General features: G+C 58.6%; 27 protein-coding genes. 7 read left to right on the forward strand and 20 right to left on the reverse strand.

Features of this window, described 5'->3' with window-relative positions:
• Nucleotides 1-11: 11 nt before the first annotated feature.
• Nucleotides 12-335 (forward strand): hypothetical protein, encoded by a 324-nt coding sequence (locus ACNAZS_RS20490; RefSeq protein ID WP_415792356.1) that lies wholly within the window; start codon nt 12-14, stop codon nt 333-335.
• Nucleotides 336-357: 22 nt separating this feature from the next.
• On the opposite strand, the gene ACNAZS_RS20495 is transcribed toward ACNAZS_RS20490, so the two are convergent.
• From ACNAZS_RS20495 to uvrB, 11 genes are all read right to left on the reverse strand, one after another.
• A complete protein-coding gene (locus ACNAZS_RS20495; protein WP_415792357.1) occupies nt 358-1,245 on the reverse strand; it encodes a methylglyoxal synthase in 888 nt (295 codons plus the stop codon).
• Nucleotides 1,246-1,356: 111 nt separating this feature from the next.
• Complete coding sequence (iscX, locus tag ACNAZS_RS20500) at nt 1,357-1,551, reverse strand: Fe-S cluster assembly protein IscX (RefSeq protein WP_415792358.1); 195 nt, start codon at nt 1,549-1,551, stop codon at nt 1,357-1,359.
• On the reverse strand, nt 1,551-1,892 hold the full coding sequence (gene fdx / locus ACNAZS_RS20505) for an ISC system 2Fe-2S type ferredoxin (RefSeq protein WP_415792359.1): 342 nt from the start codon (nt 1,890-1,892) through the stop codon (nt 1,551-1,553). Before fdx ends, iscX begins: the two co-directional genes overlap by 1 nt.
• A gap of 4 nt (nt 1,893-1,896) precedes the next feature.
• Nucleotides 1,897-3,768: a Fe-S protein assembly chaperone HscA gene (gene hscA / locus ACNAZS_RS20510; protein WP_415792360.1), complete on the reverse strand. Its 1,872-nt coding sequence runs from the start codon at nt 3,766-3,768 to the stop codon at nt 1,897-1,899.
• Between the two features lie 54 nt (nt 3,769-3,822).
• Nucleotides 3,823-4,344, reverse strand: coding sequence for a Fe-S protein assembly co-chaperone HscB (gene hscB, locus ACNAZS_RS20515; protein ID WP_415792361.1), 522 nt, complete (start codon nt 4,342-4,344; stop codon nt 3,823-3,825).
• Between the two features lie 3 nt (nt 4,345-4,347).
• Nucleotides 4,348-4,671 carry an iron-sulfur cluster assembly protein IscA gene (gene iscA, locus ACNAZS_RS20520; protein ID WP_415792362.1) on the reverse strand — a complete coding sequence of 108 codons (324 nt, stop codon included), beginning with the start codon at nt 4,669-4,671 and terminating at the stop codon, nt 4,348-4,350.
• A 3-nt stretch (nt 4,672-4,674) separates the two neighbouring features.
• Nucleotides 4,675-5,100 carry a Fe-S cluster assembly scaffold IscU gene (gene iscU / locus ACNAZS_RS20525; protein WP_415792363.1) on the reverse strand — a complete coding sequence of 142 codons (426 nt, stop codon included), beginning with the start codon at nt 5,098-5,100 and terminating at the stop codon, nt 4,675-4,677.
• Between the two features lie 35 nt (nt 5,101-5,135).
• Complete coding sequence (locus ACNAZS_RS20530) at nt 5,136-6,347, reverse strand: IscS subfamily cysteine desulfurase (RefSeq protein ID WP_415792364.1); 1,212 nt, start codon at nt 6,345-6,347, stop codon at nt 5,136-5,138.
• A 16-nt stretch (nt 6,348-6,363) separates the two neighbouring features.
• Nucleotides 6,364-6,906 carry a Fe-S cluster assembly transcriptional regulator IscR gene (iscR, locus tag ACNAZS_RS20535; protein ID WP_415792365.1) on the reverse strand — a complete coding sequence of 181 codons (543 nt, stop codon included), beginning with the start codon at nt 6,904-6,906 and terminating at the stop codon, nt 6,364-6,366.
• A gap of 289 nt (nt 6,907-7,195) precedes the next feature.
• Entirely contained in the window at nt 7,196-7,687 is a 492-nt protein-coding gene (locus ACNAZS_RS20540) for a low molecular weight protein-tyrosine-phosphatase (RefSeq protein WP_415792366.1), read from the reverse strand.
• Between the two features lie 242 nt (nt 7,688-7,929).
• Entirely contained in the window at nt 7,930-9,957 is a 2,028-nt protein-coding gene (gene uvrB / locus ACNAZS_RS20545; RefSeq protein ID WP_415792367.1) for an excinuclease ABC subunit UvrB, read from the reverse strand.
• 76 nt (nt 9,958-10,033) lie between these two features.
• Between uvrB and ACNAZS_RS20550 the strand changes: the two genes are divergently transcribed.
• Together ACNAZS_RS20550 and lexA are read left to right on the forward strand one after the other, a co-directional pair.
• A complete protein-coding gene (locus ACNAZS_RS20550) occupies nt 10,034-11,236 on the forward strand; it encodes an amino acid aminotransferase (protein ID WP_415792368.1) in 1,203 nt (400 codons plus the stop codon).
• 278 nt (nt 11,237-11,514) lie between these two features.
• Complete coding sequence (gene lexA / locus ACNAZS_RS20555; RefSeq protein WP_415792369.1) at nt 11,515-12,204, forward strand: transcriptional repressor LexA; 690 nt, start codon at nt 11,515-11,517, stop codon at nt 12,202-12,204.
• A 150-nt stretch (nt 12,205-12,354) separates the two neighbouring features.
• On the opposite strand, the gene lon is transcribed toward lexA, so the two are convergent.
• The 7 genes from lon to ACNAZS_RS20590 all read right to left on the reverse strand — a co-directional run bounded on the left by lon (nt 12,355) and on the right by ACNAZS_RS20590 (nt 20,013).
• Nucleotides 12,355-14,814 (reverse strand): endopeptidase La, encoded by a 2,460-nt coding sequence (lon, locus tag ACNAZS_RS20560; protein WP_415792370.1) that lies wholly within the window; start codon nt 14,812-14,814, stop codon nt 12,355-12,357.
• Between the two features lie 196 nt (nt 14,815-15,010).
• Nucleotides 15,011-16,312: an ATP-dependent Clp protease ATP-binding subunit ClpX gene (gene clpX / locus ACNAZS_RS20565; RefSeq protein WP_415792371.1), complete on the reverse strand. Its 1,302-nt coding sequence runs from the start codon at nt 16,310-16,312 to the stop codon at nt 15,011-15,013.
• Between the two features lie 108 nt (nt 16,313-16,420).
• Complete coding sequence (clpP, locus tag ACNAZS_RS20570) at nt 16,421-17,074, reverse strand: ATP-dependent Clp endopeptidase proteolytic subunit ClpP (protein ID WP_415792372.1); 654 nt, start codon at nt 17,072-17,074, stop codon at nt 16,421-16,423.
• Between the two features lie 3 nt (nt 17,075-17,077).
• Nucleotides 17,078-18,388, reverse strand: a complete 1,311-nt coding sequence (gene tig, locus ACNAZS_RS20575) for a trigger factor (protein ID WP_415792373.1) — start codon at nt 18,386-18,388, stop codon at nt 17,078-17,080.
• Nucleotides 18,389-18,717: 329 nt separating this feature from the next.
• Entirely contained in the window at nt 18,718-18,924 is a 207-nt protein-coding gene (locus tag ACNAZS_RS20580) for a cold-shock protein (RefSeq protein WP_415792374.1), read from the reverse strand.
• Nucleotides 18,925-19,201: 277 nt separating this feature from the next.
• The gene (locus tag ACNAZS_RS20585; protein ID WP_415792375.1) at nt 19,202-19,405 is read right to left on the reverse strand and encodes a cold-shock protein; all 204 of its coding nucleotides are present in this window, start codon (nt 19,403-19,405) and stop codon (nt 19,202-19,204) included.
• 287 nt (nt 19,406-19,692) lie between these two features.
• Nucleotides 19,693-20,013 (reverse strand): hypothetical protein, encoded by a 321-nt coding sequence (locus ACNAZS_RS20590; protein WP_415792376.1) that lies wholly within the window; start codon nt 20,011-20,013, stop codon nt 19,693-19,695.
• Nucleotides 20,014-20,139: 126 nt separating this feature from the next.
• Between ACNAZS_RS20590 and ACNAZS_RS20595 the strand changes: the two genes are divergently transcribed.
• On the forward strand, nt 20,140-20,445 hold the full coding sequence (locus tag ACNAZS_RS20595) for a DUF2513 domain-containing protein (RefSeq protein WP_415792377.1): 306 nt from the start codon (nt 20,140-20,142) through the stop codon (nt 20,443-20,445).
• Nucleotides 20,446-20,481: 36 nt separating this feature from the next.
• Here ACNAZS_RS20595 and ACNAZS_RS20600 read toward each other — a convergent pair whose 3' ends face one another.
• A complete protein-coding gene (locus tag ACNAZS_RS20600; RefSeq protein WP_415792378.1) occupies nt 20,482-20,760 on the reverse strand; it encodes a hypothetical protein in 279 nt (92 codons plus the stop codon).
• 147 nt (nt 20,761-20,907) lie between these two features.
• Here ACNAZS_RS20600 and ACNAZS_RS20605 point away from each other — a divergent pair, with 147 nt between their 5' ends.
• Nucleotides 20,908-21,459 carry a TIGR00645 family protein gene (locus tag ACNAZS_RS20605; protein WP_415792379.1) on the forward strand — a complete coding sequence of 184 codons (552 nt, stop codon included), beginning with the start codon at nt 20,908-20,910 and terminating at the stop codon, nt 21,457-21,459.
• Nucleotides 21,460-21,687: 228 nt separating this feature from the next.
• Here ACNAZS_RS20605 and ACNAZS_RS20610 read toward each other — a convergent pair whose 3' ends face one another.
• Complete coding sequence (locus tag ACNAZS_RS20610; RefSeq protein ID WP_415792380.1) at nt 21,688-22,668, reverse strand: Bug family tripartite tricarboxylate transporter substrate binding protein; 981 nt, start codon at nt 22,666-22,668, stop codon at nt 21,688-21,690.
• Between the two features lie 418 nt (nt 22,669-23,086).
• Here ACNAZS_RS20610 and ACNAZS_RS20615 point away from each other — a divergent pair, with 418 nt between their 5' ends.
• Together ACNAZS_RS20615 and ACNAZS_RS20620 are read left to right on the forward strand one after the other, a co-directional pair.
• The gene (locus ACNAZS_RS20615; protein WP_415792381.1) at nt 23,087-24,757 is read left to right on the forward strand and encodes a flavin-containing monooxygenase; all 1,671 of its coding nucleotides are present in this window, start codon (nt 23,087-23,089) and stop codon (nt 24,755-24,757) included.
• Nucleotides 24,758-24,766: 9 nt separating this feature from the next.
• A complete protein-coding gene (locus ACNAZS_RS20620; protein WP_415792382.1) occupies nt 24,767-25,525 on the forward strand; it encodes an SDR family NAD(P)-dependent oxidoreductase in 759 nt (252 codons plus the stop codon).
• Nucleotides 25,526-25,555: the final 30 nt, after the last annotated feature.

The following is a 25,555-nucleotide window of genomic DNA, read 5'->3' on the forward strand; positions in this document are numbered from 1 at the left end:
GATCGACCGCCATGCTCGTCAAAATACTGATCATTGCGGTCGTCATTGCGCTGATCATGTACGTGGTGCTTCCCAAGCGCCGCCGCGTACCAGCCCCGGCCGTTTCTCGTCCCAAGGGCAAGGGCCGGCTGGCGTTGATGCTGCTGACCAGTTCGGCCATGGTGCTGTTCATTCTGGCGTTGTTCTGCGCCCTGCTCTGGCTAGGCGGGCTGTCCGGCATCATCACGGGCGGCGGCGACGTCCTGGGCGGTACCGGTCTGCTGCGAATTGGCGGCGTCCTGTTCATGTTGTCCATCGCTTGCGCGGTGGCCGCATGGATGAAGCGGCCACGCTGACACGCAGAGCTATCGACTTGGTTTATATCGCCTGACGCTTGAGTGCGGCGTGGGCCCAGCGCCGTGCAACAGACGGCGAGGTCGCACATGTGGCGGTTGCAGTCACCACGCGTACGGCGCGCTCCAACAACTGAATATCGGCCTCGTGCTGACGTGCAACGTGGGGATCCTCAAAAAAGATCACGCGCTGGCATTGATGCTCGAGTACTAACTCGGCAATCTGGGCATCACCACCCAATGGACCGCTCAGGTAACGCGTCACCCAGGGCGTGTCTTTGGGCCAGCCACGCGACCACGCCAGATCATTCAAACGTCCGCCGGTGGTGCCCGTCGCCACACGTCGAGCATATTGCGACAAAAGATCGAAGTACTCATCGGCAAAAGCCACCATGTCTTCTTTCAGGGCATCATGCGCGATCAGGGCGAGGGTTTGGCCCTCAAAATTGAACAGCCTAGACAGCGCCGGATCGGGCGGCAAATCAGCCAATACACGCTCGACTTCAATCCACTCAATGGCACCAGACAGCGTCGAAATAAACGGCCGGCCATGTGTGATGCACTGACGCTTGAGCGCCAATGCCTCGGGAAAAATAGAGGAAGGATCGACCGGATCGATCAGGTAGATAGCCCCATCAAATGGCGCTTGACCGTCGCGACCTTCGGTCACGCGGGCCACCAACTTCATCAAGCCGCCTTCGCGACCGTAGGGGTAACGAATCAAGCCCTGATAGCCTTGCAGCATGCCCTCGCGAACAATCGCATCGTGAGTGCGGCCAACCGTATGTAGCTGGATACCCATCTCGCGAATAGATGCCCCGGATGCACGCAACCAAGTAAACAAGGCGGCATCGGGCGTTTCGTGATGCAAGCGGTTCGCCGCCAAACCAAAGCGTAGGGAAGGCACGGTCATGGTGCTAGATAGAATTTGATGAGCACAGGACAATCATATACCGCTAGGCGCTCGATTTTGTGAATCCCGCCCAGGGCTTGCGCATGGCCGAGAAAATCAGCCTGCGTAAACTCAAGCTGCCTCGTCGATCCAGGCCATCTGAATCGCCTCGAGAATTTTCTCGCCACTGTGGCTGGGATCGTCGTCGAAACCGGGCAAGGCCATCACCCACTCGCGCAACTGTGTAAAACGTACCGTGTTCGGATCCACATCGGGATGCGTATCGGCCAGCGCGGCAGCAATATCGTATGTATCAACCCACTTCATCAGTGTGCCTCTTTGGCGTGATTAATGGTGTACTTCGGAATCTCGACGGTCAAATCGGTGTCCGCCACGATCGCCTGACATGACAGGCGTGACGTCGAACTCAGGCCCCAGGCCTTGTCCAGCAAATCCTCTTCGTCGTCAGAGGCGTCTTCGAGCGAAGAAAACCCCTCGCGCACAATCACGTGGCATGTGGTGCAGGCACACGACAGTTCGCATGCATGTTCGATATCAATGTGATTATCAAGCAGCACACGGCAGATCGATTCGCCTTTGGGCGCGTCTTCGATCACCGCCCCCTCAGGGCAGACATCGGGATGAGGGAGTACAGTCAATTTAGGCATACGTTCAAGCAATCTCGTCTAATTTACGCCCAGCCAGCGCGGCGCGAATACCGCGATCCATGCGACGGGCGGCAAAGTCCTCGGTGGCGTCGGACAGCGCTTGCACGGCAGCGCGTACGGCGTCGACGTCATCGGCGTCTTGCGCCGCTGTAGCCGCTGCCAGCCGTTCGTCGATCAGTTGACGCTCGGCGTCATCCAGCAAATCAGCGTCCTTGGCCAACGCAGCCCGCACCGACTCGACCAACTGACGCGCGTCGACCTGCTGTTCGCGCAACATCCGCGCCCGAGCATCGCTGTCGGCCTGAGACACACTATCGGCCAACATGCGCGTCACCTCATCATCGGACAAACCATACGAAGGCTTGACCGAGACTGATGCTTCTACGCCGGTACTTTGTTCGCGCGCACTCACGCTGAGCAAACCGTCGGCATCGACCTGAAAGGTCACACGAATGCGTGCCGCGCCCGCGACCATGGGTGGAATGCCGCGCAACTCGAAGCGCGCCAGCGAACGGCAATCGGACACCAGTTCGCGTTCGCCTTGCACGACGTGCACGCTCATCGCGCCTTGGCCATCCTTGAATGTGGTGAACTCCTGGGCGCGTGCGACTGGGATCGTGCTGTTGCGCGGGATGATACGTTCGACCAGCCCGCCCATGGTCTCCAGACCCAGCGACAGGGGCGTGACGTCCAGCAATAGCCAATCCTCGCCGGGCATGCGATTACCGGCCAGCAAATTGGCTTGCAACGCCGCGCCCAGCGCCACGACCTGATCAGGATCCAGATCTACCAGCGGTTCTGTTCCAAACAACTCGCCCACCGCACGACGGATCACTGGCATGCGGGTCGCACCGCCTACCATCACGACGCCCTTGACGTCGGATACCGTCAACGCCGCGTCACGCAGTGCGGCGCGCGCACGATCCAGCGTGCGGCGTACCAGAGGCTCGGCCATCGCCTCGAACTGCGCACGGCTGAACGGCAAATCCAGCGTACGTCCGTCTTGCAGCGTCGCGTGCAGTGTGGTGCTGTCAGCGTCGGACAAAGCCTCGCGGGCCGCACGCGCAGCAACCAGCAAGGTGCGTCGGTCGGCCGGCGCCAGGGCTTGCGCCGACGTATCTGCCAGCGCCGCGCGCGCATACTCGCTGATCAACCAGTCAAAATCGTCCCCACCCAACGCCGTGTCACCGCCGGTCGAGATCACCTCGAATACGCCCTTGGTCAGACGCAGGATAGACACATCAAACGTGCCGCCCCCCAAGTCGTAAACCGCATAGACACCCTCGGCGGCCTGATCCAGGCCATAAGCAATAGCGGCCGCGGTCGGCTCATTGAGCAAACGCAGCACATTCAATCCCGCCAGTCGCGCCGCGTCTCGCGTCGCCTGACGTTGGGCGTCATCGAAATACGCGGGTACGGTAATCACCGCGCCCACCAGATCATCGCCGAGCACGTCTTCGGCACGCTGGCGCAATACCGCCAGAATCTGCGCGGACACTTCGACGGGGCTCAGGTCGCCCTGTACCGTGCGCAGCCGCACCATTCCTGGCGCGTCGACAAATTCGTAGGGCGCGCCACTGGCCACGGCTTCATTGAGCGAACGCCCCATGAAACGTTTGACCGATACCACGGTATTAAAGGAGTCTGCGGCTTGCTGCGCCAGTGCCTGATGGCCGATAGCCACCTTGCCGTCGGCAAAGTAACGCACTGCGGACGGCAATAACGCCTGACCATCTGCGTCGCGCAATATTTCAGGGGTGCTACTGCGCACAGCGGCAACCAGGGAATTGGTCGTGCCCAGGTCAATGCCGACCGCCAGCTTGCGCTGGTGCGGCGCGGGCGATTCACCGGGCTCGGAAATCTGCAATAAGGCCATGATTATGCTTCGAATCGGAAAGCGAAAAGGCTGTGCGGCATGCGCAATGCGGCACTATACCTGCTGGGAGGTGACTTGCGCGGCAGCGAGTTCTTGTGCCAGTTTCTCGACGAACATCCACTCGCGCACCTTACTGCCCGCCGCGGGGTAATCCCGCTGTTCGTCCAGCAATGTCGTGAGCGCCTGGTTCATCTGTTGGCGCGCCTGAGCCAACTCGGCTTCGAGGGCCGCGTACGCCTCGGGGTCATGGCGCGCGTCGTCCAGCATTTCGCGCCACTCCATTTGCTGCATCAAGAAAGCAGCGTCCATCGACGTGTTGCTTTCAGTTTGCAGATCGACCCCCGACTGCTCGCACAGATAGCGCGCGCGCAACAACGGATCGCGCAACTGGCGGTACGCCTCGTTGGCGCGTGCCGCCCATTGCATGGCCACCCGGCGTTCAGCGGCGCTGGCGGTTGCAAAGCGATCAGGATGCACCTGCGCGGCGACCGCGCGCCATGCGCGTTCGAGGGCCTGACTATCCATTGCAAACCGCGCTGGCAAACCAAACAGGCTGAAGTGATCGTCTGCCGCCAAGGGCTACACCGTGAACGACTCGCCGCAGCCGCAGGTCGCCTTTTCGTTGGGGTTGCTGAACTTGAAGCCCTCGTTGAGGCCTTCGCGCGCGTAGTCGAGCTCGGTGCCGTCCAGATACGACAAACTCTTGGGGTCGACGAACACCTTGACGCCAAAGCTCTCGAAGACCTGGTCCTCGGGTACGGGCTCGTCGACGTATTCGAGCTTGTAAGCCATGCCCGAACATCCCGTCGTGCGCACACCCAGACGCAAACCGACACCTTTGCCACGCTTTTGCAGGTAGCGCCCGATATGCGAGGCCGCCTGTTGGGTCAACGTCACCGACATATATCAGCTCGCCGTCGCAACCGCCGCGTCCGCGTCAACCGGCGCAGCAGCAACGTGTTTGTCTTTGTAGTCCTTGACCGCGGCCTTGATCGCGTCTTCGGCCAAGATCGAACAGTGGATCTTCACCGGCGGTAACGCCAGCTCTTCAGCGATGTGGGTATTACGGATATTGAGGGCTTCGTCCAACGTCTTGCCCTTGACCCATTCGGTCACGAGCGAGCTGGATGCGATGGCCGAACCACAGCCATAGGTCTTGAAGCGCGCGTCTTCGATCACGCCCGATTCGCTGACCTTGATCTGCAATTTCATCACGTCGCCACAGGCCGGCGCGCCGACCATGCCGGTGCCGATCGACTCGTCACCTTTTTCGAACGAGCCCACGTTGCGAGGATTTTCGTAGTGATCCAGAACTTTGTTGCTGTATGCCATGATGTTTCTCCAGTGTCAGACGCGTGGCGGCTTGGTTAGTGAGCAGCCCACTGCACGCTATTCAGGTCGATGCCTTCTTGGGCCATTTCCCACAGAGGCGACATGTCGCGCAATTTGCCTACGCGGCTCTTGATGAGATCAATCGTGAAATCGACTTCTTGTTCGGTGGTAAAGCGTCCCAACGTAAAACGAATCGAGCTGTGCGCCAACTCGTCATTACGGCCCAGGGCGCGCAACACATACGACGGCTCCAGGCTGGCAGAGGTACAGGCCGAGCCACTGGAAACGGCGAGCTCTTTGATCGCCATGATCAGCGACTCGCCTTCGACGTAGTTGAAACTGACGTTCAGATTGTGCGGCACGCGCTGATCGATATCGCCATTCAGGTAGGTCTCTTCGATTTGCGAGAGGCCCGCCCACAGGCGATCACGCAGCATGCGGATCCGCTCGTTTTCGGTGCCCATTTCTTCGCGCGCCAAGCGGAAAGCCTCGCCCATGCCGACGATCTGGTGCGTAGCCAGCGTACCCGAACGGAAACCCCGCTCGTGACCACCGCCATGCATCTGCGCCTCGATGCGCACACGCGGCTTGCGGCGCACATACAGCGCACCGATGCCCTTGGGACCATAGGTCTTGTGCGCAGAGAACGACATCAAATCGACTTTGAGCTTTTGCAGATCGATCTCGACCTTGCCGGTGGCTTGCGCCGCATCCACGTGAAAAATGATGCCTTTTTCACGGCAGATCTCGCCCAGAGCCTCAATGTCCTGGATCACGCCGATTTCGTTGTTGACCATCATCACCGAGACCAGAATGGTGTCGGGACGCAACGCGGCCTTGAATACGTCGAGGTCCAGCAAGCCGTCGTCGCGGACATCCAGGTAGGTCACCTCGAAGCCCTGACGCTCTAGCTCGCGACCGGTATCCAGTACGGCTTTGTGTTCAGTCTTGAGTGTAATGACGTGCTTGCCGCGCTCGGCGTAGAAATTCGCCGCGCCCTTGATGGCCAAGTTGTCGGACTCGGTCGCGCCGGAGGTCCAGATGATCTCGCGAGGATCCGCATTCACCAGCTTGGCGACCTCGTTGCGGGCGTTTTCCACGGCCTCTTCGGCATCCCAGCCGAATGCATGGCTACGCGAAGCCGGGTTACCGAAATTGTCGTACAGCCACGGCACCATTTTGTCGACCACACGAGGGTCAACGGGGGTGGTGGCAGAATAATCGAGATAGATGGGACGAGTGGTCATGAAATGCTGCTCCTGCTTATACGGTAGCGTCGACGGCAACGGCGGGTACGGGAACGGAGGCTTCGCCAACTGTTCCACGATCCATCCGTACGGCGGTACAGCCCTGCGCCGCCTTGGTGGCCTCCTGCAACTGGCGCAGTCGTTGCTGATCGACCAAGTCTTGCAGGGACACGGAATCCAGGTAGTCGACCATTTTGCGGTTTAGCGTGGTCCAGAGTTCGTGCGTCATGCACTGGCCGCCGGACTTGCCGTCGCGGCCGCTGGTGCAATCGTGCTTGCCACCGCAATTGGTGGCGTCCAGGGGCTCGTCTACCGCGAAAATGATATCGGCAACGGTGATGTTGCGCGCCAACCGGGCCAGCGAATAACCGCCGCCGGGGCCACGCACACTATCGACCAGCTCATGCCGGCGCAGTTTGCCGAAGAGCTGTTCAAGATAAGAAAGCGAAATATTCTGGCGTTGACTGATTGCCGCGAGCGTTACCGGACCGCTGTGCTGCCGCATGGCCAGGTCGATCATCGCGGTAACCGCGAAACGTCCTTTTGTAGTGAGCCGCATGGTGGATTCCTGTGCAAACGTGCTGGCGCCCATCATCGGGCAACCAATACCTGAGTAATTGGGTCAAGTATAGCAAATTCCCGACTAATTTGCTAAGTCATCCTGGAATATCGATATACCCATCTACCCAGAAACCCCGGCCGACCCGACTAACGAATGGCCCGACTCACGCCCCATCCCACGCCGACCCTGCGCTCTCGCGGCAGTTTGGCTCCAAAGTGGATGCCATAAAAAACCGCGCTATAGCGCGGTTTTCTGCACTGGCCTCGGCCAGCGATAAGCCAATCTATCAGGCTGCCTGGTATTGGGTGGCCCGCTTGCGGACCAACTCCAGCACGCCTTGACAGGCGTCTTCGAGGTAATCAAGTACCTTGCCGAAGCCATCAAGGCCACCATAGTACGGATCAGGTACAGTGGCTTCCTCGAACTCGTTAGCGAAACGCATCAACAACATCAGCTTGTGCTGATAAATTTTGGGGCATTGCTGTTGCAGCGCGGAGAGATTGTCCCAGTCCATGGCCAGGATGAGATCAAAATCCCGGAAGTCGTCCGCCGTCACCTGGCGGGCCTCGCAGTGATTGATCTCATAGCCACGCTTGCGAGCAGCGGCCTGGGCACGGGCGTCTGGCGCCTCGCCAATGTGATAGGCATGCGTACCCGCGGAATCTACACCCACGACGTCGCCCAAACCGGCGTCGCTCACCAAATGGCGAAACACGCCCTCTGCGCTGGGGGAGCGGCAGATGTTACCCATGCAAACGAAAAGTACCTTGGTCATCATGGGTGTAAGTCTGAGGGAAAACCCGGAATATAGCAAGTTTTTTTTGCAATTGCGTAACGGACAGGCAAGCTGTAAAAAATAGGTATTTATTATTAATAATCAATAATATAAGAGATTAATTTAAAGTATTACATTGATTTTTTGCGGCGTTCCAGACGACAAATCCATTTGGCTGTCCCCGCACTGCAACAGTGCCATCATTGCCTACCTGTGTTTTCTTACTTGCAACAAAACACACCGGCTCAGACATTGCCACCCAACAGCACTTGTTGCTTGAGCGCGTTGAGCGCGTCTCGCGCCGCGGCAGCCTGCTCGAACTCCAGATTGCGGGCGTGATCGGTCATGAGCTTTTCAAGGCGGCGTATCTCGCGGGCGACCGCTTTTTCATCACCCAAGAGATGCGGATCGATCGCTGCTTCGAGTGTATCGTGCCGCACCGGCGCCACAATACCGTCGATCAGTTCGCGCACCGCCTTGTTGACGCCGCGCGCCGTAATGCCATTATCAATATTGAATTGCAGCTGCTTGGTACGCCGCCGTTCAGTTTCGTCCATGGCACGCCGCATCGACGCCGTGATGCGATCCGCATACAAGATCGCATGTCCGTTCAAGTTGCGCGCCGCCCGCCCAATGGTCTGTATCAGGCTGCGCTCGGATCGCAGAAAACCCTCTTTGTCCGCATCCAGGATAGCCACCAGCGAGACCTCTGGGATATCCAGGCCTTCTCGCAGCAAGTTAATGCCCACCAGCACATCAAAAACGCCCAGGCGCAGATCGCGGATGATCTCCACCCGCTCGACCGTATCGATATCGGAGTGCAAATATCGCACCCGTACGCCGTGCTCGGACAAATAATCGGTCAGGTCCTCGGACATACGTTTGGTCAACGTGGTGACCAGCACCCGCTCCTGGACGGCCACGCGAAGCTTGATTTCCCCCAGCAGATCGTCAACCTGTGTGATCGCGGGCCGCACCTCGACCTCCGGGTCCACCAGGCCAGTCGGCCTCACCACCTGCTCGACGACGTTATCCGCGTGCTCTTGTTCGTAGGCGGCCGGCGTGGCCGAGACGAACACACATTGACGCATGCGCTCCTCGAATTCCTCTAGCTTGAGTGGCCGGTTATCCAGCGCCGAAGGCAAACGAAAACCGTACTGAACCAGCGTTTCTTTACGAGCCCGGTCGCCGCGGTACATGCCACCCAACTGCCCGATGGTGACGTGGCTTTCGTCAATAAACATGAGTGCGTCGGGCGGCAGGTAATCGATCAGGGTTGGCGGCGGTTCGCCGGCCGCCGCGCCTGACAAATGGCGGGAATAGTTTTCGATACCCTTGCAAAATCCGAGCTCTTGCAACATCTCCAGATCGAAGCGCGTTCGTTGCTCAAGCCGCTGCGTTTCAACCAGCCTGCCTTCCGTGGTCAAGAACTTCAGACGCTCGCGCAGTTCTTCTTTGATGGTCTCGATAGCGCGAAGCACGGTGTCGCGCGGCGTCACATAGTGAGACCCCGGATACACCGTGAAACGCGGCACCTTTTGGCGTACGCGGCCCGTCAGGGGATCAAACAGTTCCAGTGTTTCGACTTCGTCGTCGAACAGGGACAGGCGCAGGGCAAGCTCCGGGCTTTCCGCCGGGAAGATATCGACCGTCTCGCCGCGCACCCGAAACGTGCCACGCGTGAAGTCCGCGTCGTTGCGCGTGTATTGCATGGCCACCAGTCGCGCCAGTATTTCGCGCCGCGAAATGCGATCGCCGGCACGCAGAACCAGCACCATGGCATGGTAGTCGCCAGGATTGCCAATACCGTAGATGCACGACACGGTGCCCACGATAATAGTGTCGCGGCGCTCCAGCAGGCTCTTGGTCGCCGACAATCGCATCTGCTCGATATGTTCGTTGATCGACGAGTCTTTTTCGATAAACAGGTCGCGGGTCGGGACGTAGGCTTCGGGCTGGTAGTAATCGTAGTACGACACAAAGTACTCGACCGCGTTCTTGGGAAAGAACTCACGCATCTCGGCATATAACTGTGCGGCCAGCGTCTTGTTGGGCGCCAACACCAGGGCGGGTCGACCTAGTTCGGCAATGATATTAGCCATGGTGTAGGTCTTGCCAGACCCAGTGACCCCCAGCAATGTCTGGCACATCAGGCCATCCCGAATGCCCTCGCGCAGGCCCGCGATCGCGGCAGGTTGGTCGCCTGCGGGCGGGTACGGCTGGTACAAGTGAAAGGGGCTGTCGGGGAAATCGACGAATCCAGGGGCTGTCATGCTAGACTGTTTCAGGGTAAACCCCCCATTATCCACAGCAGTGCCTTCTGAGTCTATCTACCGTTAGCGAATCCTCATGAGCTCTCTTTTCGATTCCGTCGAACTTGCGCCGCGCGACCCCATCCTGGGGCTGAACGAACAATACAACGCCGATACCCGTCCCGGTAAAGTCAATCTGGGCGTGGGCGTGTATTACGATGACGACGGTCGCATCCCCCTGCTGGCCGCAGTACGCCAGGCCGAAATGGCGCGCATCGAAGCCGCCGCCGCTCGCGGCTACCTGCCCATCGAGGGCATCGCCGGCTACAACAAGGGCGCCCAAGCGCTGCTGCTGGGTGCTGACTCAACGCTGGCCGCGCAAGGCCGCGTGCTGACCGCCCAGGCCCTGGGCGGTACCGGCGCGCTGAAAATCGGCGCCGATTTTCTGCACCAGCTACTGCCCCAATCCAAGGTGCTGATCAGCAACCCTAGCTGGGAAAACCATCGTGCGTTGTTCGAGCGTGCCGGTTTCCCGGTCGACACCTACGCCTATTACGACGCCGCCACACACGGCCTGGACTTCCAGGGCATGCTGGCCTCGTTGCAGGCCGCGCCTGAACAAACCATCGTGGTGCTGCACGCGTGCTGCCACAACCCCACCGGCGTGGATCCTACTGCCGAGCAATGGGAACAAATCGCCCAGGTGGTCAAGACCCGCAACCTGGTGCCTTTCCTGGACATCGCTTACCAAGGCTTTGGCGCCGGCTTGCAAGAAGACGCCTCCGTGGTGCGTCTGTTTGCCGATCTGGGCCTGACCATGCTGATCAGTTCGTCGTTCTCCAAGTCGTTCTCGCTCTATGGCGAACGCGTCGGCGCCTTGACTGTCGTGGCAGGCAGCCAAGACGAATCCAAGCGCGTCCTGAGCCAACTCAAGCGCGTGATCCGCACTAACTACTCCAACCCGCCCACGCACGGTGGCACGGTGGTGTCTTCAGTGCTCAACACGCCCGAACTCTACACCCTGTGGGAACAAGAGCTGGCCGGAATGCGTGACCGCATTCGCCTGATGCGCCAACAACTGGTCGAAAAGATCAAGGCCGCGGGCGCTACGCAGGACTTTAGCTTTGTGCTGCAACAGCGTGGCATGTTCTCGTACTCGGGTCTGACCTCGGCCCAGGTCGATGTGCTGCGCGAGGAACACGGCATCTACGCCGTATCCAGCGGCCGTATCTGCGTGGCGGCTCTCAACAGCCACAACATCGAGATCGTGGCCAAAGCGATCGCCGCCGTCATCAAGTAAGCAAGACCTGAAGACAAGGCAATAAAACGCGCACGGTTCGCGCGAAATCAGGGGCCCCGACGCCAGGACGGGCCCCTTTTTTCGTTCGGACCCTGCGTTGTTCTGTCTGGTGTTGTGCTGCCTGGTGTTGCCCACGCTCCATCCCGCCAGGCTTTGTTTTGTCAAAGCCACTGCCGTATTTACGCTGGACAGGTTTGTCATAACCCGACTTGCTTTTTTTTGCAGGGTCGTCCAGAATTGATGCTGTATATTCATACAGTCAAAAGCGGATTATTGCCATGGCTAGCAAACTCACCGAACGCCAACAGGAAATTTTGAACCTCATCCGGCAAACGGTGGCACGTACCGGTTTTCCCCCTACCCGCGCAGAAATTGCCCGGGCATTGGGCTTTCGTTCCCCCAATGCCGCCGAGGATCACCTCAAAGCCCTGGCCCGCAAAGGGGCGATCGAATTGACAGCTGGCGCATCCCGCGGCATTCGTCTGGTCGAAAGCGCCGATACGGCCGCGACGACCTCCCTGGCTTCCCGGGACAACGCCAGTTCGTCCTCGATAGCGAGTTTTGCGGATGCCATGGGCCGGCTTTTGCTTCCCCTGGTAGGCCGTGTCGCCGCTGGCAGCCCTATTCTGGCAGCGGAGCACGTTGAACGCGAGGTCGGCGTCGATCCCGGCCTGTTCGCCCAAACGCCCGATTATTTGCTCAAAGTCCGCGGCATGAGCATGCGTGATGCCGGCATCCTCGAGGGCGATCTACTTGCCGTCAAACGCGCCAGCGAAGCCCGCAATGGCCAGATCGTTGTGGCCCGCCTGGGTGACGACGTCACCGTCAAACGGCTGCAGCATCGCAAGGGCCATATCGAGCTGCTGCCCGAAAATCCGGATTTCTCTCCCATCCTGGTCGATGGTACCCAAGAGTTCGCGCTGGAAGGTATTGCGGTGGGCCTGATTCGCACGCAGGCGCTGCATTAAGGAAAAAAGACCAAGGGTCTGAGCTGACGCAGTCAGCTCACCCTTCCCCTAATGGAGCCTTACTGGCCTAAAAAAATGGCGCCCCGATGAAACCATCGAGGCGCTATTTTTGTTGCCGCGCCCCGAAGGGCACAGCATGGTCATGCTGACTTAGTGCTTGAACATCGGATCACCCGGCACAGCCGACTCGGCTGGCTTGGCGACCAGAGGTTCTTTGGGGGTCTCGTCGTCGGCCAGCGGCTCGGGATAGCGTTCCAGAGCGAGCTCAAGAACTCTGTCAATCCACCGTACCGGCACGATCTCGAGGTGGTTTTTGACGCTATCCGGGATTTCTGCCAGATCTTTGACGTTTTCCTCGGGGATCAGCACCATCTTGATGCCGCCACGATGCGCCGCCAGCAGTTTTTCCTTGAGGCCACCAATCGGCAGTACCTCGCCGCGCAGGGTGATTTCCCCTGTCATTGCGACATCGGCACGTACGGGAATGCGCGACAAAGCCGAGACCATGGCGGTCGTGATGGCGATACCTGCAGACGGACCGTCCTTGGGTGTGGCGCCTTCGGGGACGTGAACGTGCATGTCGTGCTTTTCGAACACGCTGTCCGTGAAACCCAGACGGCGTGCACGGGAACGCACCACGGTGCGAGCCGCTTCGACTGACTCTTTCATCACATCGCCCAGCGAACCGGTACGCTGGATAACGCCCTTGCCGGGCATGTCGGCGACTTCGATCGTGAGCAGATCACCCCCGACTTCGGTCCAGGCCAAGCCCGTCACTTGACCGACCTGGTTGTCCTTTTCGGCCATGCCGAAGCTGTAGCGCCGCACACCCAGGTATTTGCTGAGGTTCTCGGCATCGACCTTGACGGGCTCAGTTTGCGGTACAACGGCTTTGCCATCCGCCTTGGCCTTATCGGCCTGCGCCAACATTTCTTTCACGACCTTGCGGCAGATCTTGCCGGCTTCGCGTTCCAGCGCACGCACGCCGGCCTCGCGGGTGTAGTAACGCACGATATCGCGCAGGGCCGAATCATCGACCACGAGCTCGGTTTCTTTGACGCCATTGTTTTTCATCAGCTTGGGCAGCAGATGGTCGCGAGCGATATGGATTTTTTCGTCTTCGGTGTAACCCGACAGGCGAATGACTTCCATACGATCCAGCAACGCCGGCGGAATGTTTAGCGTGTTGCTGGTGGCCACAAACATGACGTCCGACAAATCAAAGTCGACTTCGATGTAGTGATCCTGGAACGTGTGGTTTTGTTCGGGATCAAGAACCTCGAGCAACGCCGATGCCGGATCACCACGGAAGTCCATGCCCAGCTTGTCGATTTCATCAAGCAGGAACAAGGGGTTGCGCACGCCCACCTTGCTCATGTTTTGCACGATCTTGCCTGGCATGGAACCAATGTAGGTGCGGCGATGGCCACGGATTTCGGCTTCGTCGCGCACGCCGCCCAGCGCCATACGCACGAACTTGCGGTTCGTGGCACGCGCGATGGACTGGCCGAGCGAGGTCTTGCCGACACCCGGAGGGCCAACCAGGCAAAGAATCGGCGCCTTGACCTTGTCGACACGCTGCTGCACCGCGAGATACTCGACGATGCGTTCTTTGACTTTTTCCAGCCCGTAATGATCGTTGTCCAGCACAGACTCGGCATTACCGATGGAGTTGTTGATCTTGCTCTTTCTCTTCCAGGGGAGGTTGATGAGCGTATCGATGTAGTTGCGCACCACCGTGGCTTCGGCGGACATCGGCGACATGAGCTTGAGCTTTTTGAGCTCGGCATCGGCCTTCTTGCGCGCATCCTTGGGCATGTGCGCAGCGATGATTTTCTTTTCGAGCTCTTCGATATCCGCGCCTTCTTCGCCCTCGCCCAGCTCTTTCTGGATGGCCTTTACCTGTTCGTTCAGATAATAGTCGCGCTGGCTTTTCTCCATCTGCTTTTTGACGCGGCCACGGATACGCTTTTCGACCTGGAGAATGTCGATCTCGGTTTCCAGTTGCGTCAGCAGGCCTTCGAGGCGCTGAGAGGTACCCAACACCTCCAGCATCGTCTGCTTTTGCTCGAGCTTGAGCGGCAAATGCGCAGCGATGGTATCGGCCAATCGGCCAGCATCATCAATACCGCCCAGCGAGGTCAGAATCTCGGGCGGGATTTTCTTGTTGAGTTTGACGTACTGCTCGAACTGGGCCACGATCGCGCGGCGCAGGGCTTCGGTTTCAGAGCTTTGGGCGGCATCGAGTTCGACCGGGGTGACCTGGCACACGAAGTGTGTTTCAGCGTCATCGATGGAGTCTATGCGCGCGCGTTGCGTGCCCTCGACCAACACCTTCACGGTGCCGTCAGGCAGCTTCAACATTTGCAAAATACTGGCCACGCAGCCGATTTCGTAGACGTCTTCGGGCGTAGGGTCGTCTTTGCCGGCGGATTTTTGTGCCACCAACATGATGCTTTTGCCCGACTCCATGGCGACTTCGAGTGCCTTGATTGAGCGAGGGCGGCCCACAAATAGCGGAATAACCATATGCGGGAACACCACCACGTCACGCAACGGCAGCAGCGGCAGATCGATGGGTTCGGACGGCAGGGTCTGACTGGCAGACATAGAGGATTCCTTCATTTGACTCGGCGTAGTAAAGACGGGACATCAGGCAAGCCCGACAATCCACATTCGTTACGTTTGATATGGGAACAATAGCCGAAAATTCAAGTGGCCGTCGTCCGTGCAATCCCCAAAATGCAAAAAAACCCGTTACGAAACGGGTCTTTTTGCAGTTTTTTTGCGTTATTTAACGAAATCGTCAAGCAGCGGCGCCTCGTACTCGGGGTTGTTGGGCAGGCTTTTCGGAGGAGGAAGCGTCGTCAGCATAGATCAGCAAAGGCTTGCCATCGCCGTCGATGCCATTCTCGTCCAGCACGACGCGGCTGACATTACCCTGCGAGGGCAAGTCGTACATCGTGTCCAGCAGTGCACCTTCAATGATAGAGCGCAGGCCCCGGGCACCCGTCTTGCGCTTGAGTGCCTTGCGAGCGATGGCTTTGAGCGCGCCCGAACGCACGTCGAGCTCGGCCCCTTCCATGGCAAACAGCTTTTGGAACTGTTTGATCAAGGAATTCTTGGGCTCGGTCAGGATTTGAACCAACGCAGCTTCGTCTAGCTCGTCCAGCGTGGCGACCACAGGCAGACGGCCGACCAGCTCGGGGATAAGACCGAATTTGATCAGGTCTTCGGGCTCGACTTCGCTGAACAATTCGCCCACGCCGCGCTCGGACTTGGCCCGCACCGATGCCGAAAAGCCGATGCCGGATTTCTCGGTACGGTCGCGAATGACCTTTTCCAGACCGTCAAATGCCCCACCCACGATAAACAGGATGTTGGTGGTGTCGACCTGGACGAAATCCTGGTTGGGATGCTTGCGGCCACCCTGCGGCGGCACGGATGCGACCGTGCCTTCGATGAGCTTGAGCAGCGCCTGCTGCACGCCCTCGCCCGAAACATCACGGGTGATGGAGGGGTTGTCGGACTTGCGCGAGATCTTGTCGATTTCGTCGATATAGATGATGGCGCGCTGAGCCTTGTCGACCTCGTAGTTGCAGTTCTGCAGCAGTTTCTGGATGATATTTTCGACGTCTTCGCCCACATAACCGGCTTCGGTCAGGGTGGTGGCGTCGGCCATCACAAACGGCACATTGAGCATGCGCGCCAGAGTCTGGGCCAACAGCGTCTTGCCCGAACCCGTAGGCCCGATAAGCATGATGTTGCTCTTGGAGAGCTCTACCTCGTCACCTTTGATTTCGCCATGGCGAATGCGCTTGTAATGGTTGTAGACAGCCACCGCCAACATGCGTTTGGGCGAGGTCTGGCCAATGACGTATTGGTCCAGGAATGTCTTGATTTCTGCCGGCGTGGGTAGCTCGGACTTGATAGCCGCGCGCGCGGTCGCCTGCGCTTCTTCGCGGATGATGTCATTGCAGAGGTCGATGCACTCGTCGCAAATGAACACCGATGGCCCCGCGATAAGCTTGCGGACTTCGTGCTGGCTCTTGTTGCAGAATGAACAATGCAGCACTTTGGCGTCGGCCGATCCCTTTTTGTCAGGCATATGTGTTTCGTATCTCTGGTGAGAATGCGCCTGCCACGAGGGGCCTGGCGCATTCAACGCTTACTTGGACGTGACGGCACCGCATCAGGCCCCGGGTGCTTCGTGAGCCTAGCCCTCGGAGCGGGATGCGAGAACCTTGTCCACCAAACCATACGATACCGCATCTTCGGCCGACATGAAGTTGTCACGTTCGGTATCGATCTCGATGCGTTCGACGGGTTGACCGGTATTTTCGGCCAAAATGCGGTTCAGGCGCTCGCGCAGATCAAGGATTTCGCGGGCCTGGATCTGAATATCCGAAGCCTGACCTTGAGCACCGCCCGACGGCTGATGAATCATGATACGCGAGTTGGGCAAGCTGAAGCGCTTGCCTTTCTTGCCTGCAGACAACAGGAAAGCGCCCATGCTGGCAGCCAGACCCGTGCACAAGGTAGAGACATCAGGTTTGACGAACTGCATGGTGTCGAAAATGGCCATCCCGGCGTACACAGACCCGCCAGGCGAGTTGATGTACAGCGAGATGTCCTTATCGGGGTTTTCCGACTCCAGGAACAGCAACTGCGCCACAATCAGGTTGGCCGTATTGTCATTGACTGGGCCCACCAGGAAGATCAGGCGCTCGCGCAGCAAGCGCGAATAGATGTCATAGGCACGCTCACCGCGCCCAGACTGCTCGATGACCATGGGGATATAACCCAGGCCAGTGGGCGTGACCGAAGCCCCGCCGTTCATTGCTGCATAGAAATCGGTAAACCGCTGCATACGTTACGCCATCCCCATCAACTGATCGAAAGGTACTTGCTCTTCGGTGACTTTGGCTTGATCGAGTACGTGCTGCACGACGTTGTCTTCGAGCACGATGGCTTCGATTTCAGCGCGACGCTGACGGTCAGTCAGGTAGTAGCTGATCACCTGAGCAGGTTGCTCGTAGTTTTGTGCAAACTCTTCGATGCGGGCACGCACCTGTTCGGGCTTGGCTTGCAATTGGGCTTGCTTGACCAGTTCGGAAACCAGCAGGCCCAGACGCACGCGACGCTCGGATTCGGTAGAGAAGGTTTCGGCCGGGATAGGCACGGAGTCCGCATTGGGAATGCCACGCTGTTTGAGCTCTTCGCGGGCAGCCTGGACGCGACTTTCGACGTCACTGTCGACCAGGGCCTTGGGCACGTCAAACTGACCGGCTTCGACCAGGGCGTCCATGACGCTGGCTTTGGTGCGGCCTTGCGAACGGGCTTTGACTTCGCGCTCGATATTGGTGCGGATGTCGGCCTTGAGCTTTTCCACGTCGCCTTCGGCCTGACCCAGCGCCTTGGCGAACTCAGTGTCGACTTCGGGCAACACGCCTTCGGCGACTTCTTTGACGGTGATGGTGAACTCGGCCGTTTTACCAGCGACTTCTTTGCCTTGGTAGTCTTCGGGAAAGCTGAGCGGGAACACTTTGGTTTCGCCAGCCTTCAAGCCTTTGGCTGCGGCTTCGAACTCGGGCAGCATGCGGCCCTGGCCCAACACAAAGGGAAAGTCTTCGGCTTTGCCGCCATCGAAAGGCACACCATCGATCGTGCCTACAAAATCCAGCGTGACGCGGTCGCCGTCTTCGGCAGCACGGTCTTCGCGGGCTTCGTAATTGGCACGCTGCTTGCGCAGCACATCAAGGGTTTGCTGGACTTCGGCGTCAGAGACGGCAGTGCCGTAACGGGTCACTGCCAACGTCGCGAGGTCGGGCGCGGAGACTTCGGGATAAACCTCGAAGGTAGCCGTGAAAGCCAGCGTATCGTCAGCAACGCCTTCGGTCTTGGGTTCAAGCGTGGGCGCACCAGCCACACGGAGCTTGGCACCGTCGATAGCTTGTTCGAAAGCGCGGCCGACCTGGCCATTGATCACGTCGTAGCGGATGCCGGGGCCATGGCTACGCTCAAGCATCGCGAGCGGCGCCTTGCCAGGACGGAATCCAGGAACTTTGGCCGAACGGGCGACGCGTTTCAATTGCGCCTGGACTTCCTTTTCGACGTCGGCCACAGAAACCGACAGGTCTACGCGGCGTTCCAGGCCAGAGAGGGTTTCAACCACAGGCTGCATCAAAATTTATCCGAGAAATGAGTGAACGAACAGGGAAACCGGGCATTTTACCGGAAAGTTAAAAGCCACTGGAAAAACAGGCTGGCGCGCCGGGAAATCCTCGTCCGGGCCAGCATGCCGGCACCCCAAAAAACCCCACGCTGCGCCTTCGGCTTGCTGTCCACCTCGCGGCGGGCAGGCCACTCGGATTCGCCAAGGGCGCTTTTTGCCTTGAGGCCGCGCGGCGGTAAAAATACGTGCGCTGTGTCCCCTTGGGGCAGACAGCAAAACGCTCCCGATGACAACAAGCCAATCGGGAGCGCGACAGGCCTAAGCCCGTGTCAGGTCGGTCAGGCCGCGACGGTGATGTTCTTGGCGCTAGGACCCTTAGGGCCCTGGCCGACTTCGAACGTCACACGCTGATTTTCCTGCAGGGATTTGTAACCATCGCTGCGGATTTCCGAGTAATGCGCGAAAAGATCTTTGCTGCCGTCATCGGGCGTGATGAAACCGTAGCCCTTTTCCGAGTTAAACCACTTAACGATACCTGTTGCCATGAGTGTGTCCTTCACCTTCTAGTAGCGATAATTCGCGGGAGCGCCAGATGATCAAGGAGAGGCAACTACTGGGTACCATGACGGCGACAGGAATAACAACCGCGTCGCTTGAAAATCTCGCGCGTCCAGTGTAGAGGCCTGTTTGCAGTACGTCAAACTTTGCAAATCGACACATCAAGATAAATGCATCATTTTCAGAGTAGCGACGCATCATTTTGAAACAATCCTGACGTAAAAAAAGCCCCGAAAGGGGCTTTTTCGTCGAGCTCTGTTTTATTTACAGAACTTCGATTTTCGTCGCTTGAGGACCCTTGGGACCATTAGCCGTCACGAAACTGACGCGTTGGTTCTCTTCCAGCGACTTGAAGCCGTTAGCCTGGATTTCAGAGAAGTGCGCGAACAGATCTTTGCCACCCGCTTCGGGGGTGATAAAGCCGTAGCCTTTTTCCGAGTTGAACCACTTAACAACGCCGGTTTCCATACTGTATTTCCTAAAGATAATTTGAGCAAAAACGCCCGGGGGTCACGAATCAGTCAAGAAGGGGACAGTAGAACAATAACGCCGGCCGAAAAGGCTCTGCACTGAACGAAAATCACAACGCTTGAGATCGTGTGCCGTCACTATCGTCAGGTTCCCCGAACAAGTCAACAAAATCCTAAAGAATGCGTACCAATATTGCAACAAAGCGCAACGTCTGCGCGGCAAATCGGGAACTATTTTCAGTAGAAACTGTCGCTCGCCTTATTCCTATGATCAGAGCACGACTATCAAGGCACTATGGGTAGCCCAAGCAGGTCAAGCGCCGCGTTATAGGCATCCTCGTCGGCGCACAGAAACACAGCAACATCGCCAGGATTGAGGTTTTCGAGCACTTGGTCGATGTGCTCTTGTGCGGTGTCTATCTCGTCGACGGCAGCGACATGAATTTCCGCGCCGGCATCCACTTTTTCTGTGGGCACGATATCGGCGATGGCTTCGAGATCAACGATGCCCGTGACCACATAAGCGTCGATACGCTCCCCATCCAGCGTGGTTTGCAGGGCGACGCCGCCGGGAACGTCGGCGACCTTGATACTGGTGATATCCATAATGCGTGCTCCTTTTGGTGCTTTTGGTGCGCGGGACGGGACTATAACAGCCCTACGAAGACCGTACTGCCATCACACGGCTGATGTATGGTTCTATTTGAAACCAACCCGATAGAGGACCTGACCATGCAACGCGATTTTGATCTCGTGGTAACCATTCTGGGCGAATTACGCGACGCGGATACCGCCGCGCTATCTCAGGATGAAATCGAAGCCGCCGTCCAGGCGAGCGCACCGGAGACATCCTCCGCGTCGTTAATCGCGCATCATCTGGATATTTTGGCCGATGCAGGCCTGATCACATCGGTCCCCTCTCTGGACAGCAACGATACGGATGCGTATTGGCGGCTGACCTGGAAGGGGCACGACGCGCTGGAGCAAGAAGAGGAAGACGCGGATGAGGACGAAGACGACGAGGATGAAGACGATTAACTGAAGACGATTAACGTCGTCGACCGGTTCACCTCGTCACGACGTTTGCTTGCTTGACCCGGAACGGGCCTGCCGCTCGCGCAAGACGCGGCGGGCCACGAGCGTGGCGGCCGTACCGATCACCATCGAAAACATGAATGCGGCGATGCCCAACAGGGCCACCATGTCGCCTGCCCCCACCTGCGTCGCACAATAGGCCACCACAGCCAGCACCACCACCGACTGCACCGCGACCCCGATCAGGCTATGAACTGCGCGGGCACAGCGCCCCAGCAGTGCGCCACCCACCAGGGCGGCGAACACCACAATAGCCATACCCCAAAAAATGGATTCGTAAACTTGCAATGGGTTCGCGTATCTAATGAACTCGATGGCGGCCAGAATAGCATGTGACGACAGGCTGCAGCCGCGCGCTTGCTAGAATCGCGCTCCCGTTGTTTTCTTACGTATTCCTGAACAAACATGATTCCCTCCGCTCAGCCTCCCCGTCCATTGCGTCCTCTGTCCGCGCTCATTTTTAGCTCTCGCTGGCTACAACTCCCCCTCTATCTCGGCCTGATCCTCGCTCAGGGCGTCTATGTCGTGCTGTTTCTCAAGGAACTCTGGCACCTGATCTCGCACGCTTCCAGCTTTGGCGAACTGGAAATCATGCTGATCGTGTTGGGCCTCATCGACGTCGTCATGATTTCCAATCTACTCGTCATGGTGATCGTGGGCGGATACGAGACCTTTGTCTCGCGCCTGAACCTGGAGAATCATCCCGACAGCCCGGAATGGCTCAGCCACGTCAATGCCAGCGTACTCAAGGTCAAATTGGCCATGGCGATCATCGGAATTTCATCGATTCACCTGCTCCGTACGTTTATCGAGGCAGGCGACATCGGCGCCCCCAATGCGCGCGTCACGGAAACCGGGGTCATGTGGCAGACCATCATCCACGTCACGTTCATTTTGTCGGCAATGGGCATCGCCTATGTAGACAAATTGCTAGCGGGCACGGTCAAGGCACACTGAGCGCTGCAACCGTTGCTGATAAATGCTTTTCCTCGCTTATGGGGAAGCGGCCGGGGAAGAGTCGAAAAGAAAATCCCCCAAACACGTAATGTCAGGGGGATATGCAGATAACGTAGCGATTGGACGGGAAAGGCTATTCGCACCTACTCGCCACGAAGCGNCTGGCCGCTTGCGCTGGCCAGACGGGGCGCGTGACTTGTTGAGCCTGCTCGCCGTTGTAGCGTACCTCTATTTTTTCTGCTGCAAGCTCTGTTTCAGGCCGGTTTGCTCGGCCGCGATGCGCGAGGCGTTCAGCTTGGCCGCAATCACTTCCTTAAATTCGCTGGGTGAATTCCCGGTGGGTATGAATCCCATCGATTCGAATTTCGAGCCCAGTGCCGGGTCTTGTAACACCTCTTGCACGGCTGCGTTGATTTCGGTCTTCAGTTGCTCGGGCATTCCTTTGGGACCGACCACCCCGTAAAAGAAGGTGCTTTCTAGGCCGGGAATGCTTTCGGACAGCGTCGGCACGTCGGGTAGCCCCGGCCAACGCTTGGCCGAGCCCACCGCCAGAATCCGAACGCCGTGACTCTTGATAAACGGCAGCGCTGCGCCCAGTGGCAGTACCAGGGCATCACTGTGACCCGCCACCACGTCCGTCAGAGCGGGGCCGGTGCTCGCGTAGCCAATGATGGCGTTCTTGATACCGGCCGCAGCCTCGATACGCAGGCTGTCCAAGTGCATGCCACCGCCGGCGACGACGGCAAAGTTCACTTTACCGGGATTCTGTTTCGCGTATGTCACGAACTCGCTGAAGCTTTTGACAGGCAGCGACGGGTTCACCACCAGCACCGTGCCGCCTGCAGCAAGCTGGCTGATATGGTCAAAATCCTTCACCAGGTCGTAATCCAGGTCATCGCGCACAGCCGCGTTGCCTACGTCTGAATCCGTCCAGATGCCCAACGTATAGCCGTCGGGTGCAGCAGCCTTCAGGTCACGGATGCCGATCACGCCGGTTCCGCCCGGCCGGTTTCTGACAATGACTTGTTGACCCCATTTGCGAGACAGCACATCCGCTACGCTGCGTGCCACGATATCGGTACCGCCACCCGGCGCGTATCCCACAATAAAGGTAACGGGGCGCGCGGGAAACTGACTGGCATGTGCGCCTGGCGCGAACGTCAGCAAAACCGACCATATACCCACAGACAAGCTGGCTAGCAATTTCATTTCGGTTCCCTCCTCAGGGTAGCTACCGGCTGTGCGTCCGCCTTATGCCTTGCGGTAAGAACGAGCCCGTGGAACGACTATACAAAAGAACACATAAAATGCAAAGAAAATAATTGTCTTCTATAGAAGACTATATTTATTGAAAATAGCAAATAGCAGTCTGTCCAGATGCAGCCCGGTACAGCGGAATCAAAGCTTGCTTCGGAGAGACGCGTCGTCGCTAGCCACGGGGTAGCGACACAATCTATGGCCGTTCTTTTTGTCTTCTATAGACGACAATAGATATCCATTGCAAACAATGGATGTGTCAATTACCATGATTGCCGTAGACCCGTCCCGGGCTCAGGCACGGCGGCCGCCTCGCTCGTACTGCATCCGACGTTGCAGCCGAGCCGAGGTGCCACCAACAGGAGAAGAGATGTCCGAAGTCACCCCAAGCAACTCAGATGGGCAGGCCGCGCGTGAACAAGTCGACGTTCTGGTCGTCGGTGCAGGATTTGGCGGCCTTTACGCCATGTACCGGATGCGGGCGCTGGGCCTGCGTGTCAGATGCATTGAGGCGGCCGACGGCGTGGGCGGCACATGGTTCTGGAATCGCTATCCCGGCGCACGCTGCGATGTCGAAAGCCTGGATTATTCCTATTCGTTCTCGAACGAACTGCAGCAGGAATGGCGCTGGTCGCACCGTTACGCCGAGCAGCCTGAGATCCTGGCGTACCTGAACCACGTCGCCGACCGATTCGAGCTGCGGCCCCATATCCGTTTCGAAACACGGGTGACTGCCATGCAGTACGACGCTGAACGCGCCACATGGGTCGCGTACACAAACCACGGCCCCCGGGTCGAAGCCCGCTTCGCCATCATGGCAAGCGGTAATCTGTCAGCGCCGCGCATTCCTGATTTCCCCGGCATCGAACGCTTCAATGGGGAATGGCATCATTCGGCCCGCTGGCCGAAGGATGGCGTGGACTTCAGCGGTAAGCGCGTGGCCTTGATCGGTACCGGCGCGACGGGTGTACAGATGCTGCCCAAGATTGCCGCCCAGGCCAGCATGGTCACGGTCTTCCAGCGCACCGCGAATTTCAGTGTTCCAGCGCGCAATTACCCCATGCCCGAAGACGAAGAGCGTGAACAAAAGGCGCATTATCCCGCGCTGCGCAAGGCCGCGCGTCTGCAAAATTCCGGTATGTCGCGCGTGCCAATTCCCACCCGGTCGGCGCTCGAGCTTTCGGACGATGAAAGGCTACGGGTCTACGAAGCGCTGTGGCAAAAAGGTGGCAGCGCCCGCATGATGGGCGCCTTTACCGACCTTATGCGCAATGCGGCGGCAAACGAGACACTCGCCTCGTTCGTGCGCGAGAAAATCCGCTCTATCGTGAAAGACCCGGCCAAGCGTGAGATTCTCACTCCGTGTGACCACCCCATTGGATCACGACGGCTTTGTGTCGATACCGACTACTACGAGACCTTCAACCGCGATAACGTGGCATTGGTCGACGCCCGCCGCACACCTATACAAGAAATCACCGAGCGCGGGGTACGCACTACAGATGCCGAGTACGAGGTTGACGCCATCGCCTTCGCCACCGGTTTCGACGCCATGACGGGTGCGCTGAATGAAGTGTCGATTACTGGACGCGACGGCATCCGCCTGCGCGACAAGTGGGCGGCTGGGCCGGCCACCTACCTGGGCCTGATGGTGCACGGCTTTCCGAATCTGTTCATTGTCACCGGCCCCGGCAGCCCATCGGTCAAGGCAAACATGGTTACCGCCATCGAGCAGCACCTGGAATGGATCTCGGACTGCCTGACCTATCTTGATGAACACAACCTCGCCACCATCGAGCCCACCGCCGATGCCGAGGACCGATGGGTGGAGCACGTCAACGAGGTCGCCAACGGTACGCTATTCCCCAAGGCGACCAATTCCTGGTATGTGGGCGCCAATATTCCCGGCAAGCCGCGCGTCTTCATGCCTTATGTCGCGGGTCTGCCTGCGTATATCAAGATCTGCGACGAGGTGGCCGCGGATGGCTACCGCGGCTTCGAGTTGCAGAAGGCCCTGTGCCTCGTCACCGGACACTCCTGAAGGAAAATCATGAGTACCCAAAGCGTGTTTGTAGTAGGAGGCGCGTCCGGGATCGGCCTGGAAGCGGCACGATATTTCGTTGATCAAGGTGTGGCCACCACCATCGTCGATGTCGACGACGCCAAGTTGCGGCAAGCCGAACGCGCTCTGGCCCGACCTGGAGCCCGCCTGTTGGCGCTGGCGGCAGACGTCCGAGACCGTGCCAGCGTGGATCAGGCGTTCGCCACGGGAGCAGCCCGCCACGGGGATATCGACGCGTTGATATATACCGCGGGCGTGCTGCTTCCGGCCACGTTGGCCGACATGACCGAGTCCGATTACGATCTGACTTTCGATGTGAACACCAAGGGCTTCTGGCGATGCGTACAGGCCGCGATGCCACGCTTTGCCGGGCAGGGCGGATCGATCGTGGCGGTGTCTTCGTCGTCGGGACAACGTCCGAAGGCCGGCAACGGCGCCTATGCGGCATCCAAGGTGGCACTACAGTTCCTGGTCCGCGCGTTGGCTCTGGAAACTGCCCCTCGCCAAATCCGGGTCAATTGCGTATGTCCCAGCATGCTCAAGACACCATTGACCGACAAGCTGCTGGCCGATCCCACCCGAGGCAGCTTCCCGTTGTCCGCGACCACGCCGCTGGGTCGGCTCTGCACCGAAGCCGATGTGGTGCAAGCCATTGCGTTCTTGTGTACGCCCCAGGCAGCGTTCATTACGGGCACGGCGATCGCAGTGGACGGTGGCGCCACAGCGGGCGTGCCCTTGAAACCTTGATGTCGGCCCGGTCATCCACACCGCCCTAGC

This window comes from Bordetella tumulicola, from assembly GCF_965138755.1.
GTDB lineage: Bacteria > Pseudomonadota > Gammaproteobacteria > Burkholderiales > Burkholderiaceae_B > Bordetella_A > Bordetella_A tumulicola.

Coding starts and splice junctions, on each gene's coding strand:
- ACNAZS_RS20620 (WP_415792382.1), top strand. CDS start 24,767: ATGAGTACCCAAAGCGTGTTTGTAGTAGGAGGCGCGTCCGGGATCGGC.
- ACNAZS_RS20550 (WP_415792368.1), top strand. CDS start 10,034: ATGAGCTCTCTTTTCGATTCCGTCGAACTTGCGCCGCGCGACCCCATC.
- ACNAZS_RS20600 (WP_415792378.1), bottom strand. CDS start 20,760: ATGGCTATTGTGGTGTTCGCCGCCCTGGTGGGTGGCGCACTGCTGGGG.
- lon (WP_415792370.1), bottom strand. CDS start 14,814: ATGTCTGCCAGTCAGACCCTGCCGTCCGAACCCATCGATCTGCCGCTG.
- iscR (WP_415792365.1), bottom strand. CDS start 6,906: ATGCGGCTCACTACAAAAGGACGTTTCGCGGTTACCGCGATGATCGAC.
- ACNAZS_RS20495 (WP_415792357.1), bottom strand. CDS start 1,245: ATGACCGTGCCTTCCCTACGCTTTGGTTTGGCGGCGAACCGCTTGCAT.
- iscU (WP_415792363.1), bottom strand. CDS start 5,100: ATGGCATACAGCAACAAAGTTCTGGATCACTACGAAAATCCTCGCAAC.
- lexA (WP_415792369.1), top strand. CDS start 11,515: ATGGCTAGCAAACTCACCGAACGCCAACAGGAAATTTTGAACCTCATC.
- ACNAZS_RS20605 (WP_415792379.1), top strand. CDS start 20,908: ATGATTCCCTCCGCTCAGCCTCCCCGTCCATTGCGTCCTCTGTCCGCG.
- iscX (WP_415792358.1), bottom strand. CDS start 1,551: ATGAAGTGGGTTGATACATACGATATTGCTGCCGCGCTGGCCGATACG.
- ACNAZS_RS20580 (WP_415792374.1), bottom strand. CDS start 18,924: ATGGCAACAGGTATCGTTAAGTGGTTTAACTCGGAAAAGGGCTACGGT.
- ACNAZS_RS20610 (WP_415792380.1), bottom strand. CDS start 22,668: ATGAAATTGCTAGCCAGCTTGTCTGTGGGTATATGGTCGGTTTTGCTG.
- tig (WP_415792373.1), bottom strand. CDS start 18,388: ATGCAGCCTGTGGTTGAAACCCTCTCTGGCCTGGAACGCCGCGTAGAC.
- fdx (WP_415792359.1), bottom strand. CDS start 1,892: ATGCCTAAATTGACTGTACTCCCTCATCCCGATGTCTGCCCTGAGGGG.
- ACNAZS_RS20540 (WP_415792366.1), bottom strand. CDS start 7,687: ATGATGACCAAGGTACTTTTCGTTTGCATGGGTAACATCTGCCGCTCC.
- ACNAZS_RS20595 (WP_415792377.1), top strand. CDS start 20,140: ATGCAACGCGATTTTGATCTCGTGGTAACCATTCTGGGCGAATTACGC.
- hscA (WP_415792360.1), bottom strand. CDS start 3,768: ATGGCCTTATTGCAGATTTCCGAGCCCGGTGAATCGCCCGCGCCGCAC.
- iscA (WP_415792362.1), bottom strand. CDS start 4,671: ATGTCGGTGACGTTGACCCAACAGGCGGCCTCGCATATCGGGCGCTAC.
- ACNAZS_RS20490 (WP_415792356.1), top strand. CDS start 12: ATGCTCGTCAAAATACTGATCATTGCGGTCGTCATTGCGCTGATCATG.
- ACNAZS_RS20590 (WP_415792376.1), bottom strand. CDS start 20,013: ATGGATATCACCAGTATCAAGGTCGCCGACGTTCCCGGCGGCGTCGCC.
- ACNAZS_RS20585 (WP_415792375.1), bottom strand. CDS start 19,405: ATGGAAACCGGCGTTGTTAAGTGGTTCAACTCGGAAAAAGGCTACGGC.
- ACNAZS_RS20615 (WP_415792381.1), top strand. CDS start 23,087: ATGTCCGAAGTCACCCCAAGCAACTCAGATGGGCAGGCCGCGCGTGAA.
- uvrB (WP_415792367.1), bottom strand. CDS start 9,957: ATGACAGCCCCTGGATTCGTCGATTTCCCCGACAGCCCCTTTCACTTG.
- ACNAZS_RS20530 (WP_415792364.1), bottom strand. CDS start 6,347: ATGACCACTCGTCCCATCTATCTCGATTATTCTGCCACCACCCCCGTT.
- clpX (WP_415792371.1), bottom strand. CDS start 16,312: ATGCCTGACAAAAAGGGATCGGCCGACGCCAAAGTGCTGCATTGTTCA.
- clpP (WP_415792372.1), bottom strand. CDS start 17,074: ATGCAGCGGTTTACCGATTTCTATGCAGCAATGAACGGCGGGGCTTCG.